The following is a 17,062-nucleotide window of genomic DNA, read 5'->3' as shown; positions in this document are numbered from 1 at the left end:
TGATGCAAATAATTATTAGAATTTAATACAGTACTTAATTTAGTTCATTTATATATGTAATGTAAAATATTTTCTGTGTTTTACATTACATATATAAGTATATCAGAATATTGTATTTTTTTTAAATAATCCAACTTTTAAGTCAGTTGCGGTATAAATTATTTTACCATCACATAATACCTCACCATCGGCCATACCCATAGTTAGTTTTCTGTTGATAATTCTGCGGAAATGAACAAGATAAGTAACTTTTTTAGATGTAGGCAAAATCTGACCAGTAAACTTAACTTCTTTTACTCCTAAAGCACGTCCTTTTCCCTCTCCTCCAAGCCATCCAAGATAGAACCCCACTAGCTGCCACATCGCATCTAACCCCAAACATCCTGGCATAACTGGGTCTTTTATGAAATGACAATTGAAAAACCACATATCTGATTGAATATCTAATTCTGCTTCTATAAATCCTTTATTGTAATTTCCTCCATTTTTAGTCATTTTTATGACTCGATCCACCATAAGCATATTAGGAGCCGGGAGTGTAGGCCCGTTTTTTCCAAATAGCTCACCTCTGCTAGAAGCTAATAGATCTTCCTTTGTATATGATTCACGTCTATTAATCATAGTATATCTCGTTTTATGCATATATTTTATTATATTAAAGATAATAAAAACGTAACAACTGTTACATGCGAATACACCATATAGTGAAAACGGTTATTTTATAATAAATAGTTGTTTTATTAGATAAAAAAATTTTTTGTTAAAAAATTTTAAGTTATTATGGTTTAATGAAATTTGAAGTTATACATAAATATTTATAAATTAATTCTATTATATTTATTTTAGTCTGGAAATATTATTGTTTATTAAATATGTAATAATTTATTTGGAAAGCACAATTAAATTTGATCTGTATTATACAGAAAATACACAGCTACTCAGTATAGAGTATAATAGAATATATTATTAATAATGATGATAATAGAATTAATTTATTATTTAGCACGATCATTGTGTGCTCATTATTTAATATAATGGCTGGGTAACCTTAATATTTAAGACAGTAATTAATATATATAAACGTATGGGGTTTATAGTTTATAAAAATATGGGAATGTGGGTTAGGCTGTATATTTTCATTATAATTAATCATTACGCTATTCATTGAATTTAACATTGAGTAACAGATAGTAGATGTTATCTAAAATTTTAGAGTGTTATAATAAATCATTGTATAATGGCATAATGAATAAGTTACTTAAAAATTTAGTACGGTATAGAATAATTATATATCTTAATAAGATTCATTATGTAGGTTGCATGGTGTATGAGAGTATTTAATTTCTTAGCCGTGGTGTTTGAAGTTGTAAACGAATAGACGCAGAAAGTTCATCTAAAGTGCTTTGCTCTGAGTGTATATGAGTATTTTCGTATCCTAATTGTACTTCTGCTAAATAAGTATGCATAGGCCTTCCGTTTTCATCTTCCATAACAACATGGTACCATGGAGATTTACGTAAAGTATCATTTTTTGTAATTTCATCTAAAGTTGGTTTTTCAAGAGAATATTCCGGATCTATATCTATTACTACTCCTAAATACCCCAATAACTTATGTCGAACTTGTTGTCCGATCCCAAATTTACTAGTTATCATATAATCTCCTGTTAAATATTATCTATCAGGAACAATAGATATGGGGCGATATAATAAAATCAAGGGTAAATTATTATTAAGTAGATTAAATATAAATAAAGAATTATTCTTATAATTTAGTATTAAGTAAATTTAATAGGTTTTATTTTAAATATTAAAAAAATTTTAATGAAATAATTTATCTTCAGTTCCAAATAGTATTTCTTATATTATAAGCATTTTATAGGTTTAGGAAGGCCTGAAATTTTTGCAATTTTTTGAGCTACAGATCCTTTTGGAAATAATCGAGCAAGAAATTGGCTATTTCCTTTTTCTTTACCATATTTAAGTGCTATGGCATTAATTAATATTCTGATTTTTGGTAACGCGTTGAATTCCATGTAGAATTTACGTACAAAATATATAATTTCCCAATGTATTGTGTTCAGTGTGATGCCTTCTATCTTAGCTAGATTTATCGCAATGTCTTCATTCCAGTCTTCAATATGCATTAAATAGCCTTGTTCATTAATGATAGTGTTTATTTGTTTGTATTTCATAAATTTCTCCTAAATTATTTTTTGATTTGTTATCATTATTAAATAATAATATGTAGAAAAAAATAGTATTTAAATTTTAAATATGAATAAGATAAATATCTTTTATTAGAATGCATATTCTAATAAAAGATAAATTTTGCGTAATTTTATTATTAAATATATCTTATATATTAAGTTTAATATATACTCGATATTACTTTTAAATCATGTAACTAAATGTGGTTTTATTATTTATAGGAATTATTTTTTTTAAATATTGAATATTGATTTAAATATAAGACAAATAATTTTAATAGTATGAACTTTTATTTTATACAAAAGTATAGGTGCTGTACTTGATAGGATTGACAGAACTAATTTTGTTGTCTTAAATTTTGGAGGAGTGGCCGAGTGGCTTAAGGCGCCGGTCTTGAAAATCGGTAGTGAAAACATTCTAGAGTTCGAATCTCTACTCCTCCGAAGGATTCTATTAGTTATTAAATTCCAAAATATTTTATAAACTGATTAACATAATATAACTAATGTTATCGTTATTAGAATTACGCGAAAAACATATGATCTTTATATTAATCGTTTTATAGCAAGAATTAGTGAAATTCCTATAGCGAATTTAATAAGGCCTGAGGAGGAGATATGTATACTATAACATTAGTTTCATATAGAGATATATCTTCATATTACACATTAACAATCAAATGATTTAACTACGTATCGTAGCAAGAAGACTAAAAGTTTTATTTATTGGGTCGTGTAGGATTTGAACCTACAACCAATTGATTAAGAGTCAACTGCTCTGCCATATTGAGCTAACGACCCGATTATTCTTATAGTATAGTAGCATACCAGAAGTGAAATTGTAGTTTTGAGTATTGATTATTTTTAAAATTATAATAATGATTATTTGTATAATGGTAATATTCAAGTGTTTTGAAGATAATTTGATTTATTTGTTTCTTCTACGTAAGATAATGGAAATTACGCGTATAGTAATGATCACTACAATAGTAGATTGTATATTTTTTAAAATATAAATAATTATGCGGGATTATGTAATAAATAATGATTGTTTAAATTAATGTTATAAACATATCGTTGGATGTATCTGATAGTATATAGTTTTGAAGATTAATAATATTGTAATTATATTAAGTTAGTTTTTAAAGTGTTATGGATTTTATTAATATACCAACATATCTTACTTTATTTCGAGTGGTTGTGGCGCCATTGTTTACAATGTTGTTTTATTTACCCATGAGTTGGGCGCCGATGGTATGTACTGTTATATTTTTTGTTGCAGCTATGACAGATTGGTTTGATGGATTTTTAGCTCGCCGTTGGAAACAAACTACTAGTTTTGGTAAATTTTTAGATCCAGTGGCAGATAAAGTGATGATAATTTCAGCACTTATTTTAATAGCTGAGCATTTTCACGTGTGGTGGGTTACATTACCATCTTCTGGTATAATTATTCGTGAAGTGATTATATTAGCGTTACGCGAATGGGTAGCAGGAATTGGTAGTAGTAATGGCATTAAGGTGTCTTGGATTAGTAAAATTAAAACATGTATACAAATGTTAGCTTTAACTGCATTATTGTGGAGTCCTTATAAATGGATAGTAATTACAGGTGTTATTGCATTATATGTTTCGGTTTTATTAACGTTTTGGTCCATGTGTGCTTATTTATATTATGCGTGGCGTAATTTATGCAATTGCTGATTTTTATATAATGTGATTTTGAGATTGTAAAATAATTAATGGTTAATAATTATAACTTTAAATCTAAAATTTATTTTTTAAAGTTTAAACATCTGGTTTATTAGTCTGCAAAGTAATAAATTATGATAAAGCTTATTAATGTATAAATGTATTAATGTTAAATAAATTTAATATGATTTATGGCCATCATATACTTGTTTTATGTTATTTATGTAGCGCGTTGGCAGAGTGGTTATGCAGCGGATTGCAAATCCGTGTAACTCGGTTCAATTCCGAGACGCGCTTTTTATTTTTTAAATAAACAGCCCGGGTGGTGGAATTGGTAGACACAAGGGACTTAAAATCCCTCGGCTTTAGCTGTACGAGTTCGAGTCTCGTCTCGGGTAGTGTTTAAAAACAGTGTGTAAACAAGATTGTTTGAATATTAAAATAGTTTAATTTTATAAAATGATCATTGGTTGTTTTTTTAATGTGTTTTGATATGAAATATTGTATATATGTTTGTAACATGATGGGTGTGATTGTTATTTATTTTTAGTTTTTAATAAGTTTGGTGTGATATTTATTGGTATACCGGAACGATTTTTTAATGCTTCATTAACTATTTTATAATCTATGTTTGAATCATCAATTAATATAGACTGTACCTTTTTTTTTAGATGTGCAAATAATAATGCATTTTGATGATTTTTTTCTTTGTCATAAGATAATGGGTTGTGGATTTCAAGATATTGCATACCGTTTGATTCAACAGTGCTTTTTATAGGTTCATTAATAAATTGTACTCTAGTACCTACAGGTACAGCTTTAAAAAGAAACTCAATATCTTTGGGACGTAATCTAATACAACCGCGAGTTACTCTGAGTCCGATGCCAAAGTTACTATTAGTTCCATGAATTGCATAGTTCCTACCTAGGTATAAAGCATATAGCCCCATTGGGTTGTTAGATCCTGCTGGAAATATTGTAGGCAGAACTTCTCCATGCTTGATGTATTCATCACGCATGCTGTTGGTAGGGATCCAAATTGGGTTTTTTTTTATGTTTTATTGAAGTTATCCAGCAATATGGTGTTGCGTTTTTGATTGTTCCAATAGCAATCGGTAATATAATGACAGTATTGCTATTTTTAGGGTAATAATATAATCGCATTTCAGCGCTGTTAATAATAACACCTAAATGAGGTGTATTTGGTAAAATTAATTGATGTGGAATTATTAATTTTTTTTCTGAATCTGGTAGATATACATCAACATCTGGATTAGCTTCCAACATGTTACTAATTCCTACTTGAAATTGTTCAGAAAAAAATTCGAGAGGATGTATGTTGTTTTTAGGCGTAAAAATTTCTATATTTTCTCCAATTAGTCTATTATTATTTTCAGGTAATGTATAAACAGCGGCATAGGCAAGATACTGACTCAGTCCTATAAAGATAAATATTATATTATAAAAATATATTTTTATACTCATAAATATTTGTATTACTTGTACAAGTTTATATTCAAATTATATTTTGCATATAAACCATAGGTATGGTGGTGTAAGTTTATTTTTATCTTTTAAAAAAGAAGGCATTAACTTACAATAAAACAACATGTTTTACTATATGATTAAATTATAGTTAATTCTAATAATATAAACAATAATTTTTATTTACTAATTCTTAAAATTATTTTTTAAATTAAATCAATTTTGGAGATTATATTATTGAGTTGCTAGTAAATGTTAGCATTATTTCTAATATTTATTTTGTTGCTTTTATTTTGATTGTGTTAAATGTTGTGAGTATTATATATCTATTCATGTTTGTAAGTTTAAGATGTCTATCTAATTTTATAAATTATATAGATAATGCATTCTTTAAATGAATTCGGATTATATATGTAATTTTTGAAATTACTTGTTGATATGTAAATAAATTATATGTGTTATTATATAATTTTTTATTTTGTGAATTAATATAAAGAAGGTTCTCCAGGTGGACGGGTTTTAAATCTACGATGTAGCCACATATATTGATCAGGAGCTAATAAAATTACTTGTTCGATAACTTTGTTAATATGTTTAATCATATCAATATTTGTTTCTATAGGTATTTCGTCTTGTTTGTTTGGTAAAATTAATAATTCATATCCAATAGTATTAGGTAACCTACGTGCTACAAAAGGAACAATTGCAGGTTTAGCTATCTTTGTGAGTATGTAAGTACCTATTGTACTTGCAGCATTTGATACTGCGAACAGAGGAACAAATACACTGTTTTTATATCCATAATCATGGTCTGGGGCATACCAAACAATTTCACCATTTTTTAAAGCTTTAATCATGCCTTTAATATTAGCACGGTCTAACATCATTTTATTAGATCTTAATCTCCCCTTAGTTTGTAACCAGTCTAATAATGGATTATTGTTGGGACGATAAACACCAACACCTGGATTTATTATACCTAAAATTCGAGCGCCTAATTCTAAGGTAAAAAAATGCATTCCGATTAGTAATATACCTTTATTGTTTTGTTGTGCTTGTATTATATTTTTTAGCCCATTAATTTTAAACCAACGTTTAATTCTATGCTCTGACCAAAACCAAGCCATGCCAGTTTCAAATATTCCCATACCTATTGATTCACAATTTTTATTGAATAAATCTCTTTGCTCTTGATTTGGTAAATTAGGAAAACAGAGTTCTAAATTTCGGCGGATTATACGCATGCGATTTAGCATAAAATATTTTGTAATACGACCAATTCTAGTACCAAGATAGTGTATTATAGGATAGGGAAGTAGCACTAAAATATATAATGTTCCTATTCCTAACCAAACAAACCAAAATCGTGGATGTAAAAAAGAATAATTAAAAACTGGCAGTTTCTTCATATGTAAGTAATTTTTATCCAATGAATATATAAATGTATGAATATATATTAAAAATAAATTTCGACGACTATATGGTCTAATAGAAATCTATATAATTTTTTAGTTAATAAAGTTATGAATATTAGCTACATAAATGTATTTGTGTAAAAAGTAATGTTTGTATTAATTAACCGTCTTTATTAAGTTGTAGTAATATTATCTGATTTATGTATATCATATAAGTTTATTTTATAAAAAATTAATTTTTTGAGATTTAAACGTTATCTAAACATATGAAAGATAATTGCATATAAATTAATTTTAAGAAGTTATTTCGTTATTATTTAACAGCATTGCTGTATTTTTTAGGATCATTTTTAGCTTGACGTTGTTGTAAACGTTGTTTGAAATTTATACGAAAATGACGAGAAGAACGGCGTAATCGACGAATAAACCGTGGATAGCTACAGTTTTTTTCTTCTTGGTGACATATGTTATTAGTATGTGTAATAGCATTATGATCGATATATGGATAGCGTATAATAGTATTATTAATGTTTTTAGAGTTTTCAATAAAATTAGTATTTAACTCAGTAGCCGTGATGTTTTTTTCAAAGATATGGGAATGTGATGTATTATATGTTTTGTAATGGTTTATATTTATAGGCATGGATTTTTCGTTTGCTTTTATATTCAAGCGACATTTGAATCGATGTGTTTTCAACCATATTTTAGGTTCTAAATAGTTTATTTTTTTTAAGTTTTTATGTTCGATGTTCTGTGTATGCTTTTTTTTATATTTTTTTTCGGATATTTTTTTTATTATTTTTTTTATAGATGGTTCTTGATTAAGATGATCAGAACTAAATTTAGTTTTGCTGGTATTTTTAATAAATTTTGATAGAGATATGATGTTATCATTGTTTTTATTGAGAAAATTTTTTATTTTTTCATTATTACTTAAGTTAATTTTATTTTGTATATTGTGGCTATAGTCTTTTTTATCATTATTAATATCTTTAGAATAAGAATTTTTATGTAATTTATAATTATAATTTAAATGTTGAGATGGTTTGTTTTTATATATTATTTTAATATATATCCCGCTGATATATTTTTTTATTATTCTGAACAATTTTTGTTTTTCATTGTTAATATTGCTAATATATGAACAAATTATTTTATTTAAATAATTTACTATATTATTAATCCATGAAATTTCTTTTTTAGATTTAGATTGTAACGTATAATTTGTATAACTAAAAATTTTATTGTAAGCAGATATTAAATTTGGAACGATATCTGTTTTTAGTGGTAGTTGTTCTGAATTATAGGTATAAATTGAAGACGCTGTTTCTCCTGATGATTGAATTGTTTCACTACTTTGGTTTGTTGCTAATAAATAACTTGGTTTATTGTTTATTTCTCCTTTTCGTATACGTCGTACCTCATAATTTGGAGTTTTCATGTGTTCATAAGGAACTATAATAGCGCGTACTCCTTTTTGTCGTTGTTCTATATCGCTAATAGCTTTTCGTTTTTCATTGAGCAAATATGAGGCGATGACTACTGGAACGATAGCGTGTACTTCATAGGTATTGTTTTTTAGCGCTTCTTCTTCAATTAAACGTAAAATGGATAAGGATAAAGATTCATTATCACGAATACTGCCTGTGCCACTGCAGCGTGGGCAAACATAATGACTTGATTCTCCTAATGATGTGCTGAGTCGTTGTCTAGATAATTCTAATAAACCAAATTTAGAAATACGTCCTATCTGGATGCGAGCACGGTCTTGATGTACTGCTATTTTTAAGTTGTTTTCAATTTCACGTTGATGTTGAATCGAGGTCATGTCTATGAAATCTATAACAATTAAGCCAGCTACATCACGAAGACGTAACTGACGCGCTATTTCATCAGTTGCTTCTAAATTAGTATTAAAAGCTGTATCTTCAATATCTAATCCTTTAGTAGAACGTGAAGAATTAATATCGATTGCTGTTAAAGCTTCAGTGGTATCAATGACAATGGATCCTCCAGACAATAGTCGTACTTCACGCTGAAATGCTGATTCTATTTGAGACTCTATTTGATAGTGACTAAATAAAGGAATGTCTCCGTTATATGATTTTATTTTTTTGACGAAATCTGAACGACCTAAAGAAGTTAGGTGTTCTTTAGCTAAATTTAGAATTTTAGGATTATCAATTAAAATTTCTCCTATATCTGGACGTAAATAATCGCGAAATGCACGTACGATAACGTTACTGTCTTGATGAATTAAAAAGGGAGCTAGTTGATTAACTGCAGTATTTTTAATAGTTTCCCAATGTTGTAAGAGAGAAGTTAAATCCCATTCTAATGCTTCAATAGATTTTCCTACTCCGGCGGTACGCACAATTAAACTCATGCCTTCGGGTAAATCTAAAGTGGATAGAGTCTCTTTTAATTCTATACGATCACTACCTTCAATGCGTCTTGAAATTCCGCCAGACTTAGGGCTATTTGGCATAAGCACTAAGTAACTTCCTGCTAAACTGATAAAAGTAGTTAATGCAGCTCCTTTATTTCCTCTTTCTTCTTTGTCTACTTGTACAAGTAGTTCTTGTCCTTCATACAAAATTTCTTTAATATTAAATTTGTTACAGGAAGATGATGAAGAAGGAAAATATTCACGAGTAATTTCTCTTATCGGAAGAAATCCGTGTCGTTCAGCTCCATAATCCACAAATACTGCTTCTAAACTAGGTTCTATTCGAATAATTTTAGCTTTATAAATATTTGCTTTCTTTTGTTCATGACCTACTGTTTCAATATCTAGGTCGTATAACCGTTGCCCATCTACTAATGCTATTCGTAACTCTTCTTGTTGAGTAGCGTTAATTAACATTCTTTTCATTATAATTTTTACTCAATGTTGATATATTGAAATGTAGATATTTTAATCTAAATATCTAATAGTTTTCAGTATTATTGTACATTTGATGTTCAATAGGTTTGCAGTGATAACTAAATATATAATTATTTTTATCTATAAATCTTTATTATTATTAATAACTATATATTTATGCAAACTATAATATTAGTTATTGATAGATTATTACATTTACATAATGTTATTTATGATGATGTTTATTATGTGCAATTTTTATAATATGTTATTTATAAGTAACTTCATTATAATTATATGAATCAATAGCTATGCTTGATAGTAAATTAAAAGTTAATAATTTATATAAATATGTGTATGTAAAAGCATAGTTAAATATTTAAAAATTACTAATTTTTAAATATTTAACTATGCTAATTTTACGTATTTATTATTTAGTTTAGTTTGTGTTAGTTTGCTACAATTATTGTTTTTTCTATTTTGTTATTATATTCAAACAATTATGTAATTACCATGGTTTCTTATGAAAGAAGATGACATTAATGTGCGTTTTATTGTAATTTCTTCAAATTTTTCTGGTCAAAGGATTGATAATTTTTTGAATACTTATTTTAAAGTAGTGCCTAAATCTATGATTTATAGAATTATACGAACTGGTGCAATACGTATTAATAAAAAAAGAATTAAATTTCAATATAAGTTAAAAATAGGAGATGTATTACGAATCCCTCCAGTAAAAAGGACACGTTCAAATGAATTGGATATAAAATATATGAAGGAAATTGCATTCTTACAGAATATCATAATTTATGAAGATGATTATTTATTAGCACTTAACAAGCCAACTGGCATTGCTGTGCATGGAGGAAGTGGTCTTAAGTTTGGTATTATTGAGGGATTACGAGCATTACGTCCTAAGGATCAGTTTTTAGAATTAGTTCATCGCTTAGATCGAGAAACTTCTGGTATATTATTAGTAGCCAAGAAACGTACTGCTTTGGTGTTTTTACATGAACAGTTACGTGTAAAAAATATGAAGAAAGAATATTTAGCTTTGGTACATGGAAAGTGGGATATAAACGTAAAGATAATATCTGGGCCGTTATTTAAAAAAACCATATCATTTAACAATAAGATTGTTTATAGAGATTTAGAAAAGGGGAAATTTTCTACAACTCATTTTAAAATTAAAGAACAATTTGAAAGAATAGCAACTTTTCTGGTAATTAAACCTATTACTGGGCGTACACATCAAATTAGGAAGCATACTAAATACGCGGATCATCCTATTGTAGGAGATAGGATATATGGTGATTATGAATCTAATATTCAATTTAAACAATTTGGATTTAATCGGTTATTTTTGCACGCCTCTATGCTGTGTTTTACGCACCCAAACACAAAGAAAAGTTTCTATATATATGCGCCATTAGACCAATTATTTTGCAATTGCTTATTTTTTTTGAGAAACTTGATTATGACTAATTACAATTGTTCATTAGAAAGTATTGTAAAAAATATAAATAATTGATAATTAAAAATTGTTTGTTATTAATTTAATAAAACAAGTTATGTATACCGTAAAATTGAAATAAACATGGTTATTCTGTTGTTTTATATCTTGACGTGATTAATCTTATACTAGAAATATGGGATATAATATGTGTTATGTCTTAAATAATTTTGGCGTTATTTTTTATGTTGTAAGAAAATTTAATTAACAAAGACATTGAATGAATTATGCATTTTACGAAAAAATAAATTTTAATATTACTAAATAATAGGTTTTTTATACTAATGACATAATTAGTTTTTGTGAGTATATGTTATTTGAACAATATGTAGATGATTTTATCTGAAAAAATAAAAGTTAACTGATTGTTTTAATGGATTATGAATAATGTATATGTTTGATGATTTGATTATTATGACTATAAATGAAAATTTATGTATTCAGTATATAGCTATGTAATCTTATAGTATAGGATGAAGTTTATCTAGACAGATGAGTTTTATTAGATATATTATTCAATGCTATTGTTAGGGTGATGTATTAATGATTAATAGTACTTAGATTTATGTTGATGCTGTTTAGAGATGTGGATTCTTATTATCAGCAGCTCAATAAATTTGTAAAATTAAGACAAAAAATAATATATTATTATGATAATATTAATAATTTAACAATAAGTTATGATTTATATATAGCTTAGTATATGTGTATGTATGAGTTTAATTTTAATAATTATGTATACTTTTGTTTATTTAAACTAAATAAAAAGCGATAAATTTTTGTGATCGCATAAAAAGTAAAATAGATAATAGGTTAATATTTGTGGGCTAATAAAGTATATAAAATACTTTATTTGACTAAAAAATAATGTTTTATAAAGTAAAAAATCAGAAAAAATATTATTAATTTAAAAAACTATATCTTATTTAATTAAATAAACATGTATCTTAATTGTTTGGTTGATTTAAATTTAATATTATTCTAGTCACCTAGATAAGTAATAATATTAAAATAGAGCAAAAGGAGAATACAATATGGCTGTACAACAAAATAAATCTACTCGTTCTACAAGAGGAATGCGTCGTTCTCATAGTGTATTGTGTCCAACTACTATATCAGTAGATCGAATATCTGGAGAAATACATCGACGCCATTGTATTACTTTTAATGGATTTTATCGCGGAAAAAAAATGATTGAGAAGTAATTTTTGAATAATGATATACAGCTGCAAAATGTAGTTCTTGCATTAGATGCAATGGGTGGTGATTTTGGTCCTATTGTGACAGTGCCTGCTTCACTGCAAGCATTGTCTTTATATCCGAAACTTGAATTATTGCTTGTTGGAAATCCTGATGTGATTTTACCAATTTTATCAGAATCAAGATCTGCATGTATTGATAGACTAACTGTTATTCCAGCAAAATTGGTAATAAGTGGAGATATTAGGCCCGCTCAGGCGATTAGAGTAAGTAAAGATACTTCGATGCGCGTCGCTTTAGAGCTTATTAAGTCAGGTCGTGCTCAAGCTTGTGTTAGTGCAGGTAACACAGGAGCGCTTATGGGCTTATCTAAGTTAGTGCTTAAGTCTATAAACGGTATTGAACGTCCTGCTTTAACAACATTACTGCCACACCAAAAACAAGGAAAAACCGTTATTTTAGATTTAGGTGCTAATATTTCATGTGATGGTGCAATGTTAGTACAATTTGCAATTATGGGTTCGGTATTATCAGAACAAATTTTAGGCGTCAGTAACCCAAGAGTAGCGTTATTGAATATTGGGTCAGAAGAAACTAAAGGATTAGATAATATTCGCCATGCTTCAGAGATATTACACACCATTTCATCAATTCATTATGTTGGTTACATTGAAGCAAATGATTTATTAATAGGCAAAGCAGATGTTTTAGTTTGTGATGGTTTTGTGGGTAACGTTACCTTAAAGACTATGGAGGGAGTTATAAGAGTTATTTTGTCAATATTAAAATCATCAGACAGAGAAAATAAGTTGAATTGGTTCGCGCAAAGTATCAATTCTTGGATAAGTAAATGTCTGTTTAATAAATTTAGTAAATTTCATCCTGATTGGTATAATGGAGCTTATTTGATAGGTTTACGTAATACGGTAATAAAAAGCCACGGTTCGGCTAATCAACGTGCGTTTACTGCTGCTATTGTACAAGCGATTCATGCTGTCGAAGGAAAAATTCCAGAAAGGATCTCTGCTCGATTAAGTACAGTATTATCTAAGAAATAATAATCAAATATACATGTTTACTAGAATCCTTGGAACAGGGAGTTACTTACCTCAACATATTAGATCTAACGTTGTTTTAGAAAAAATGGTAGATACATCGCATGAATGGATTGTTGCTCGTACTGGCATTCAAGAACGTCGTATTTCTAGTTCCGACGAAACTGTGGCTAAAATGGGTTATTTTGCTGCTAAACGGGCCTTAGATATGTCTTGTATACATGCTGATAAAGTAGGCATTATTATTGTCGCAACCACTTCTTCCAGTCATGCATTTCCTAGTTCAGCATGTCAAATTCAACGTGATTTACATATACGAGATACTATTGCTTTTGACTTGTCAGCAGCTTGCTCTGGGTTTGTTTATGCTCTAGGCGTAGCAGATCAATATATTAAAAGTGGAAGCGTGGATTATGCTTTGGTTATAGGATCAGATACTTTAAGTCACACTTTAGATCCTAGAGACCGTGGGACATTAATTTTGTTTGGTGATGGAGCAGGTGCAGTAATACTTGGTCGCTCAAAAACACCAGGTATTATTTCTATTCATTTACACGCAGATGGATATCATGGGGATTTATTAACTCTTCCTAATTATGATAGAAAGAACCCGACTATATATAATTATTTAACAATGTCTGGTAATAAAGTATTTAAAATAGCCGTTTCTGTGTTAGCACGTGTTATTGATGAAACTCTTAATATTAATAATTTGCACCAAGATGAATTAGATTGGCTAGTTCCTCATCAGGCTAATTTGCGAATTATTTCTGCTATTGCTAAACGATTAGATATGGATATGAAAAAAGTAGTAGTTACACTTGATAGACATGGAAATACATCTGCAGCCTCTGTTCCTTTAGCTTTGGATGAGGCTGTTCGCGATGGTCGTATTAAATCAGGTCAATTAGTATTATTAGAAGCGTTTGGAGCTGGGTTTACCTGGGGGTCAGCGTTATTACGATTTTAATACAAGAGAGAAATATTATGAATACATCATTAGCTATAGTATTTCCAGGACAAGCAAGTCAAAGGGTAGGCATGTTAAAAACTTTGGCAGCACATTACTCGTTAGTAGAAGAGACTTTTTCTGAAGCATCAGAGGTTTTAGGTTATGATATATGGAAATTAGTACAATATGGACCTTTCACAGAACTAAATAAAACTTATCGAGCACAACCAGCTATTTTAACGGCTTCAGTAGCTGTTTGGAGAATATGGAAGCAGCAAGGGGGTTGTATGCCAAAAGTAATGGCAGGTCATAGTTTGGGGGAGTATTCTGCTTTGGTGTGTGCGGGAAGTATGGATCTACGTTCTGGAGTTAGATTAGTAATGATACGTGGTATGTTGATGCAAGAAGTCGTCCCGAATGGACGTGGAGCTATGTCTGTAATTATTGGTCTAAACGATGATGTTGTTTTTGGGTTTTGTAAAACAGCACAACAAGATCAAATTGTTTCCCTCGCTGGTTTTAATGCGCCTGGACATGTAGTCATTTCAGGGCATAAAGAAGCGGTAGATCGTGTTAATTTATTTTGTAAAAATGCAGGAGCGAGATATGTATTTGCACTTCCGATTAGTGTTCCAGCACATTGTGCATTAATGAAGCCAGTGGCTAAAAAGTTCATAAAAGAATTAGAAAAAATAACAATCAACACTCCTAGTATACCAGTGTTAAATAGTACTGATGTATGCATTGAGCAGGAACCAAGAGCTATTCGTAGTGCATTAATACGACAATTATATACTCCAGTGCGTTGGCGTGAGATCGTGCAATATTGTAGCCATCATAAAATTGAAAAATTTTTAGAAATGGGCCCTGGAAAAATATTAACTGGATTGATACGTAGCACTGTTAGTGATGTGTTTAGTTTGTCAGTAAATGACCCCGTTTCTTTGTCAGAAGCAATGAAAATTGATTGGAATTGATATATTTCTATAAGGAGTACATGAAAGATGACTTTTAATGAAAAAATTGTCTTAGTAACTGGTGCTCGTCGTGGTATTGGTCGTGCTATTATTGAAATGTTTGCTAAACATGGAGCTACTGTAATAGGAACTGCGACTAGTGAGTTGGGTGTTAAAGATATTGATACATATTTAGGAAGTCAAGGAAAAGGGATGGAATTAGATGTTACTGATAAATATTCTATTGATATTTTTGCAAAAAAGATACATCAAGAATTTGGAAATGTTGATATTTTAGTAAATAATGCTGGTATTGTTCAAGATAATATTTTGTTGCACATGAGAGATAATGAATGGCAATCCGTTATTGATGTGAATTTGACTGCTGTATATCGTATGTCTAAATTGGTCATAAGATCAATGATAAAAAAACATTATGGTAGAATTATCAACATTGGTTCCGTAGTTGGTATTATGGGAAATGCTGGGCAAGTAAATTATTCAGCTGCTAAATCTGGATTAATTGGATTTACAAAATCTTTAGCTCGTGAGGTTGCTTCTAGAGGTATTACAGTTAATTTGATAACACCAGGCTTTATTTGTACGGATATGGTGAAAAAATTCACTGATAAGCAGAAAAATGATATTTTGTCAAAAATACCAGTTAATCGTTTTGGAAAGCCTAAAGATGTGGCTTATGCTGTAATGTTTTTAGCCTCTGATTATTCAGAATATATTACTGGACAAACAATGCATATTAATGGAGGGATGTATATGGGATAATTAGTGTTATGTGATGTATCTATTAAAGATTTTAGAAAAGAAAGTGTAATTTTTAAATCGCTAGGGTGGTACGATGTTTTTATATTTTTTGAGAACTATCGTATAAGTACATTTTGATAGGAAAGTGAATAATATGAATACTATAGAAGAAAAAGTAAAAACAATTATTGCTGAACAATTGGGAGTCAAAAAAGAAGAAGTCGTAAACCATGCTTCATTTGTTGATGATCTTGGCGCTGATTCTCTTGATACTGTTGAGTTGGTTATGGCATTAGAGGAAGAATTTGATACTGAAATTCCAGATGAAGAGGCTGAAAAGATTACAACTGTTCAAGCAGCGATAGATTTTATTAGTAATAGTCATAAAAATAAAAATGATTAATTACAAGGTATATAGTATTTACTTATACTAGTGCATAAGTATTTTTAGTTAAATTGTATTTATAGCTATAGGAGAAATTAAATTTAATTTAGGATAATCATCGTTAATGTGTATACGATTGATTTGCATGCATTGTTAGTTTTGTTTTATGTGCGGATTAATTAATTAAATACGTAATAAAGTTTTTGATAATAAAATATTTTTTAGTAAATTGATAAATTGTTTTTATAAGTAAGGTTGTTACAATATAACAAATTGTGTTAACAATATATAAGGATTGAAAGATAATGATTTAAAAGTTGGTACTATTGATAACACAGTTAATATTAATTGTAAATTTTTAAATTAGAAGATTGTAATGTATTGTAAGAGTTAAAAAATAATTTGATTATAATAAAACTTATGTATTTAGAAGTAGAAGGTAAAAATATTAATTTCGTAATTGTAAATGTTATATCAATAATAAATAATTATATTTATTAAATATTATAAATTATGCGGGTGTATATTAAAAAATAATGTTGTATTATCATTGTTGTATAGAGTTAAAGAAC

15 protein-coding genes and 4 tRNA genes are annotated in these 17,062 nt (G+C 28.5%); 11 read left to right on the top strand and 8 right to left on the bottom strand.

What is annotated here, in order from left to right; all coding sequences use genetic code 11:
• Window positions 1-102: 102 nt before the first annotated feature.
• The 3 genes from fabA to M9400_RS02920 form a co-directional block, all read right to left on the bottom strand.
• On the bottom strand, window positions 103-621 hold the full coding sequence (gene fabA, locus M9400_RS02930) for a bifunctional 3-hydroxydecanoyl-ACP dehydratase/trans-2-decenoyl-ACP isomerase (protein WP_250232354.1): 519 nt from the start codon (window positions 619-621) through the stop codon (window positions 103-105).
• A 716-nt stretch (window positions 622-1,337) separates the two neighbouring features.
• Window positions 1,338-1,655 carry a heat shock protein HspQ gene (hspQ, locus tag M9400_RS02925; RefSeq protein WP_250232353.1) on the bottom strand — a complete coding sequence of 106 codons (318 nt, stop codon included), beginning with the start codon at window positions 1,653-1,655 and terminating at the stop codon, window positions 1,338-1,340.
• A 209-nt stretch (window positions 1,656-1,864) separates the two neighbouring features.
• The gene (locus M9400_RS02920) at window positions 1,865-2,194 is read right to left on the bottom strand and encodes a TusE/DsrC/DsvC family sulfur relay protein (RefSeq protein WP_250232352.1); all 330 of its coding nucleotides are present in this window, start codon (window positions 2,192-2,194) and stop codon (window positions 1,865-1,867) included.
• 376 nt (window positions 2,195-2,570) lie between these two features.
• Between M9400_RS02920 and M9400_RS02915 the strand changes: the two genes are divergently transcribed.
• Window positions 2,571-2,653, top strand: a tRNA-Ser gene (locus tag M9400_RS02915).
• A 283-nt stretch (window positions 2,654-2,936) separates the two neighbouring features.
• On the opposite strand, the gene M9400_RS02910 is transcribed toward M9400_RS02915, so the two are convergent.
• A tRNA-Lys gene (locus M9400_RS02910) sits at window positions 2,937-3,010 on the bottom strand.
• Between the two features lie 351 nt (window positions 3,011-3,361).
• Here M9400_RS02910 and pgsA point away from each other — a divergent pair.
• From pgsA to M9400_RS02895, 3 genes are all read left to right on the top strand, one after another.
• The gene (gene pgsA / locus M9400_RS02905) at window positions 3,362-3,913 is read left to right on the top strand and encodes a CDP-diacylglycerol--glycerol-3-phosphate 3-phosphatidyltransferase (protein WP_250232351.1); all 552 of its coding nucleotides are present in this window, start codon (window positions 3,362-3,364) and stop codon (window positions 3,911-3,913) included.
• Between the two features lie 214 nt (window positions 3,914-4,127).
• A tRNA-Cys gene (locus M9400_RS02900) sits at window positions 4,128-4,198 on the top strand.
• Window positions 4,199-4,217: 19 nt separating this feature from the next.
• Window positions 4,218-4,299 (top strand) — tRNA-Leu (locus tag M9400_RS02895).
• Window positions 4,300-4,437: 138 nt separating this feature from the next.
• On the opposite strand, the gene M9400_RS02890 is transcribed toward M9400_RS02895, so the two are convergent.
• The 4 genes from M9400_RS02890 to rne all read right to left on the bottom strand — a co-directional run bounded on the left by M9400_RS02890 (window position 4,438) and on the right by rne (window position 9,676).
• Window positions 4,438-4,920, bottom strand: coding sequence for a L,D-transpeptidase family protein (locus M9400_RS02890; RefSeq protein ID WP_250232350.1), 483 nt, complete (start codon window positions 4,918-4,920; stop codon window positions 4,438-4,440).
• Window positions 4,913-5,386 carry a L,D-transpeptidase family protein gene (locus tag M9400_RS02885; RefSeq protein ID WP_250232349.1) on the bottom strand — a complete coding sequence of 158 codons (474 nt, stop codon included), beginning with the start codon at window positions 5,384-5,386 and terminating at the stop codon, window positions 4,913-4,915. Before M9400_RS02885 ends, M9400_RS02890 begins: the two co-directional genes overlap by 8 nt.
• Window positions 5,387-5,871: 485 nt before the next feature.
• Window positions 5,872-6,795, bottom strand: coding sequence for an LpxL/LpxP family Kdo(2)-lipid IV(A) lauroyl/palmitoleoyl acyltransferase (lpxL, locus tag M9400_RS02880; RefSeq protein WP_250232348.1), 924 nt, complete (start codon window positions 6,793-6,795; stop codon window positions 5,872-5,874).
• 319 nt (window positions 6,796-7,114) lie between these two features.
• Window positions 7,115-9,676, bottom strand: a complete 2,562-nt coding sequence (gene rne, locus M9400_RS02875) for a ribonuclease E (protein ID WP_250232347.1) — start codon at window positions 9,674-9,676, stop codon at window positions 7,115-7,117.
• 514 nt (window positions 9,677-10,190) lie between these two features.
• Between rne and rluC the strand changes: the two genes are divergently transcribed.
• The 7 genes from rluC (at window position 10,191) to acpP (ending at window position 16,508) form a co-directional block, all read left to right on the top strand.
• Window positions 10,191-11,198 carry a 23S rRNA pseudouridine(955/2504/2580) synthase RluC gene (gene rluC / locus M9400_RS02870; protein ID WP_250232346.1) on the top strand — a complete coding sequence of 336 codons (1,008 nt, stop codon included), beginning with the start codon at window positions 10,191-10,193 and terminating at the stop codon, window positions 11,196-11,198.
• A gap of 1,016 nt (window positions 11,199-12,214) precedes the next feature.
• Window positions 12,215-12,385 carry a 50S ribosomal protein L32 gene (gene rpmF / locus M9400_RS02865; RefSeq protein WP_250232345.1) on the top strand — a complete coding sequence of 57 codons (171 nt, stop codon included), beginning with the start codon at window positions 12,215-12,217 and terminating at the stop codon, window positions 12,383-12,385.
• Window positions 12,386-12,406: 21 nt separating this feature from the next.
• Window positions 12,407-13,438, top strand: coding sequence for a phosphate acyltransferase PlsX (gene plsX, locus M9400_RS02860; protein WP_250232713.1), 1,032 nt, complete (start codon window positions 12,407-12,409; stop codon window positions 13,436-13,438).
• A 13-nt stretch (window positions 13,439-13,451) separates the two neighbouring features.
• Complete coding sequence (locus tag M9400_RS02855; RefSeq protein WP_250232344.1) at window positions 13,452-14,405, top strand: beta-ketoacyl-ACP synthase III; 954 nt, start codon at window positions 13,452-13,454, stop codon at window positions 14,403-14,405.
• A 17-nt stretch (window positions 14,406-14,422) separates the two neighbouring features.
• Window positions 14,423-15,364: an ACP S-malonyltransferase gene (gene fabD / locus M9400_RS02850; protein ID WP_250232343.1), complete on the top strand. Its 942-nt coding sequence runs from the start codon at window positions 14,423-14,425 to the stop codon at window positions 15,362-15,364.
• Between the two features lie 27 nt (window positions 15,365-15,391).
• A complete protein-coding gene (gene fabG / locus M9400_RS02845; RefSeq protein ID WP_250232342.1) occupies window positions 15,392-16,126 on the top strand; it encodes a 3-oxoacyl-ACP reductase FabG in 735 nt (244 codons plus the stop codon).
• Window positions 16,127-16,259: 133 nt separating this feature from the next.
• Window positions 16,260-16,508 (top strand): acyl carrier protein, encoded by a 249-nt coding sequence (gene acpP / locus M9400_RS02840; RefSeq protein WP_250232341.1) that lies wholly within the window; start codon window positions 16,260-16,262, stop codon window positions 16,506-16,508.
• Window positions 16,509-17,062 lie beyond the last annotated feature (554 nt).

The organism is Blochmannia endosymbiont of Camponotus sp., assembly GCF_023586085.1.
Classification (GTDB): Bacteria; Pseudomonadota; Gammaproteobacteria; order Enterobacterales; family Enterobacteriaceae; genus Blochmanniella.
Note: the sequence above shows the minus strand (reverse complement) of the source record. Positions and strands in the feature narration are given on the sequence as shown.